The 3,380-nt window shown below is 34.3% G+C and carries 5 protein-coding genes; 2 read left to right on the forward strand and 3 right to left on the reverse strand.

Features of this window, described 5'->3' with window-relative positions; genetic code table 11:
* Positions 1 to 259 precede the first annotated feature (259 nt).
* Together OQK60_RS11250 and OQK60_RS11255 are read left to right on the forward strand one after the other, a co-directional pair.
* Positions 260 to 958 carry a Bax inhibitor-1/YccA family protein gene (locus OQK60_RS11250; protein ID WP_297687077.1) on the forward strand — a complete coding sequence of 233 codons (699 nt, stop codon included), beginning with the start codon at positions 260 to 262 and terminating at the stop codon, positions 956 to 958.
* Entirely contained in the window at positions 951 to 1,355 is a 405-nt protein-coding gene (locus OQK60_RS11255) for a thiamine-phosphate pyrophosphorylase (RefSeq protein ID WP_297687079.1), read from the forward strand. The genes OQK60_RS11250 and OQK60_RS11255 overlap by 8 nt, the downstream gene beginning before the upstream one ends.
* Before the next feature lie 67 nt (positions 1,356 to 1,422).
* On the opposite strand, the gene OQK60_RS11260 is transcribed toward OQK60_RS11255, so the two are convergent.
* The 3 genes from OQK60_RS11260 to OQK60_RS11270 all read right to left on the reverse strand — a co-directional run.
* Positions 1,423 to 2,475 (reverse strand): MBL fold metallo-hydrolase, encoded by a 1,053-nt coding sequence (locus OQK60_RS11260; protein WP_297687081.1) that lies wholly within the window; start codon positions 2,473 to 2,475, stop codon positions 1,423 to 1,425.
* A 137-nt stretch (positions 2,476 to 2,612) separates the two neighbouring features.
* A complete protein-coding gene (gene soxZ / locus OQK60_RS11265; RefSeq protein WP_297687083.1) occupies positions 2,613 to 2,918 on the reverse strand; it encodes a thiosulfate oxidation carrier complex protein SoxZ in 306 nt (101 codons plus the stop codon).
* Between the two features lie 54 nt (positions 2,919 to 2,972).
* Positions 2,973 to 3,380 (reverse strand): thiosulfate oxidation carrier protein SoxY (locus OQK60_RS11270; protein ID WP_297687085.1); only part of this gene is annotated, 408 nt, incomplete at its 5' end.

A 3,380-nucleotide genomic window follows, 5' to 3' on the forward strand; every position in this document is an offset into this window, starting at 1 on the left:
ACTTAAGTCCTAAACATTAGGTCTCTGTGTTTGTGGATGGGAATTATAGACAAATCAACCTTTGATGTCAATAGTTTTTTAAAGGAATTTTGGAAGTTTGTCAAATGTGTTTAGTTTTTAAGCTTTTATATTATTTTTTATTTAATTTCGCTTCATAATAGCTATACATGTAGTTAATGTTGCTATTTATTAACTCTTTGTATATAGAATACTAGTAAATAAACCGTGTAGTTTATAACACTATATACAAAGGAAAAATATGGGACTTTACGATCGTGATTATGCAAGAGGAAATGCGACTGCTTACGGCAGTGCTACTAAGAGTGATGCACAAATTGTATCATTCGTTAAAGAAACTTACAAACTTTTTGCAGCATCAATGATGGCTGGTGCTGTAGGAGCATATGTTGGTATACCGATGGCTGGTACAATCGCAGCTAACTTTTTTCCTCTACTGATTTTGGAAATTGGTTTACTTATTGGTTTACATTTTGTAAAACATAAGCCAGGAATTAACCTTATGGTTATGTTTGGTTTTGTGTTTATGACTGGCTTGATGCTTGCTCCTTTACTTTCTCACACACTTGGAATGAGTGGCGGTGGAGCTATTGTGGGTAATGCATTTGCAATGACATCGGTAATTTTTGGTGCTATGAGCTTTTATGCTATTAAAACGACAAAAGACTTTTCTGGATATGGAAAACCACTTATGATTGCACTTGTTGTGATTATAGTTTTTTCAATTATTAATATCTTTATGGGCAGCTCATTGCTTTCTATCGGCTTATCTGCTGCTGTTGTTGTACTGTTTAGTATACTAGTGACATATGACACTCAAAACATTATCAAAGGTGCATATGAAACACCAATTGATGGAGCTATTGCACTTTATTTAGATTTTCTAAATATATTTACTGCTCTTCTTCACTTATTTGGTATCTTTAGAGGCGATGACTAATCAACTCTCACCCGAACTTTTTCGGGTGATTGACGCAAATTTAAATCGCCTCAAAGAGGGGATTAGAGTTGTTGAGGATATACTTCGTTATCGTGATAATAACAAAGAGTTATCTTCAAAACTAAAACTACTTCGCCACAAAGCAAAAACTGAACAGACACAAGAACTACTAAAACACAGAGACAGCATAAACGATGTGCTTAGAAGCACTATAAAAAGTGAACTAAATCGTACTGATATAAACAGTATTATACTTGCAAATTTTAAAAGGGCACAAGAGTCTTCAAGGGTGCTAGAAGAGTTATATAAACTTCACAATGCGGAATATAGCGAGAACTTTAAATATATCAGATATGAGCTTTACGCTCTAGAAAAAGAAGTACTTGTCAAGAATTAATTATTGGTTAAATTTTTCTCTCATCTTATAGATGATGAAGGGGAGGATTTGGCTAAAAGCCAAATCTCTAATGTATTACTTCGTGCTCCGGTAGACCCATATCAAATTCCATATATGCTCTTGAAACATTTAAAGCGTGTAATAAATCATACATCTTTTTATCTTTGAATTCTTCTAAAGGTACAGCTTCAACTATTCCTATTGAATCAATATCATTATCCATAGCCTCTTCAACTCTATCTCTCATCAATGTGAAATACATAATTGATTCATCATCAGCTTTTTCATCGATAATAAAACCATGACCTGGAATCATAGTAGTCCACTCTCTTGTATTCATTGTCTCTAATGCTTCTATTTGACCCATTACAGAACCATCTCTATTTGATGTTATTCTTCCATTCATAACTAAGTCACCGGCAAAAATTGCTTTCTCGCTTGGCATATATAAGAAGTAGTCTGATACAGAATGTCCGTTACCAACAGACATGTATTCAAAATCTACTCCGCCGATATTAAACTTGTAAGATCCATCATGCCACTCATCAACAGGTATAATTTTTGTACCTCTGATTTGATTTTCTGCTAAGATTCTGAACATTCTAGTAACATCGCCATCATGATAGTTTTTGTTAATAGACTCAGGACCAACAATATTAGCACCATGAACTTCTTTATAGTAGTTGTTACCTAACCAGTGATCATCATGTTCATGACTTAAAAGAACAGTTTTAACAGGAAGGTCAGCGATTTTGCTCATTGCAGCATATGCTTGTTTAGCATATATATACGATGCGCCAGTATCCCATAAAACCCACTGGTCTTTAGTTTTGATATAACAGTTGTTTGACATGTTACCGCCGTTTTCTTGTGTAGGCATATCTAATGCACCAAAGAAACACCATACATTTTCACTAACTTGCTTTGGCTCCAACTTGTAGTCAAATTCATCATTAGCTACTGCTTCAACCGGAGCAGATTTTTGAGCTGCTGGAGCTTCTTTTGCTGCAGTTTTTGTACTTGTTGACTCTGTTTTAGAAGTGTCTGAAGAACATGCACTCATTAATGGTAGTAAAGCTATAGCAGATACTACTAATGGATTAATCATCTTTTTTAACATAATGTTTGTTTCCTTTTAAGTTTAATTCTCGAAAGAATAGAATTCATGTGATGTATTACACATCAAATCTATGCTTAATGATGTTAGATAAAAGCTTTTCCTGAGAATTTCTCAGGATATAAAGCTTTAAAAAAAATCTATTTGATTTTTTGTGATTTCTTTGCAGTTTTACCTTTGTTGTCAACCCAGTCAACATCAACTTTGTCGCCTTTTTTAACACCAGCTTTTTCAGCGTTAAATGCGAATTGCATATATGGGTTTTTAGATAAGAATGGTCCTGTAGACACTTCCCATACAACTTTACCGTTTGCTCTTGCAGTCATGTGAGTAATAAACTCAACATCAATTTTTTTAAGTTTTGCTTCTTCTTTACCAGCCATTGGGCTTTTTGCTAAAACTTTAACTTCAACATTGCCTTTTTTTAACTTTGCTTTTACTTTCATAATTTTCCTTTATTTAATTTCTATTTATTTTTACTAATGAATGATGGAGTTAAATCAACCTCCACAACCACCAATAGAAACTTCTACTTTTTGTACTTGTGAATAAAACTTACCGTCTCTACCTTTTGCAACAATTGTTACATTAGCAGTTTTTCTCATTTTGATCTTAGTCTTAAGGTCACAGATACCAGCTTCACCTAATTCAAATACACATACAGCAGATCTAGGATTTGCATCTTGAAATACAGCAACAGACTCGAAGTCTACTTTTGATTTAATTCCGATTGGCACAGCGCCACCATTTTCTGCAAGCTTTGGAGCTTTCATTTTAATCTTGCCTTCGATTGGCTTGATATCTCCATATAGAGCTTTTATAGCTTCAGCTGAACCTGCAGCTTCCCATGCCTCAGGAGCAGTTGCTCTAAAGTCTGTAGCGCTAACGCTTGACGGTAATACAGTTAC

It is taken from the genome of Sulfurimonas sp. (assembly GCF_026196735.1).
In the GTDB taxonomy this organism is placed as follows: Bacteria; Campylobacterota; Campylobacteria; order Campylobacterales; family Sulfurimonadaceae; genus Sulfurimonas.

Coding starts and splice junctions, on each gene's coding strand:
- OQK60_RS11250 (WP_297687077.1), top strand. CDS start 260: ATGGGACTTTACGATCGTGATTATGCAAGAGGAAATGCGACTGCTTAC.
- OQK60_RS11255 (WP_297687079.1), top strand. CDS start 951: ATGACTAATCAACTCTCACCCGAACTTTTTCGGGTGATTGACGCAAAT.
- OQK60_RS11260 (WP_297687081.1), bottom strand. CDS start 2,475: ATGTTAAAAAAGATGATTAATCCATTAGTAGTATCTGCTATAGCTTTA.
- soxZ (WP_297687083.1), bottom strand. CDS start 2,918: ATGAAAGTAAAAGCAAAGTTAAAAAAAGGCAATGTTGAAGTTAAAGTT.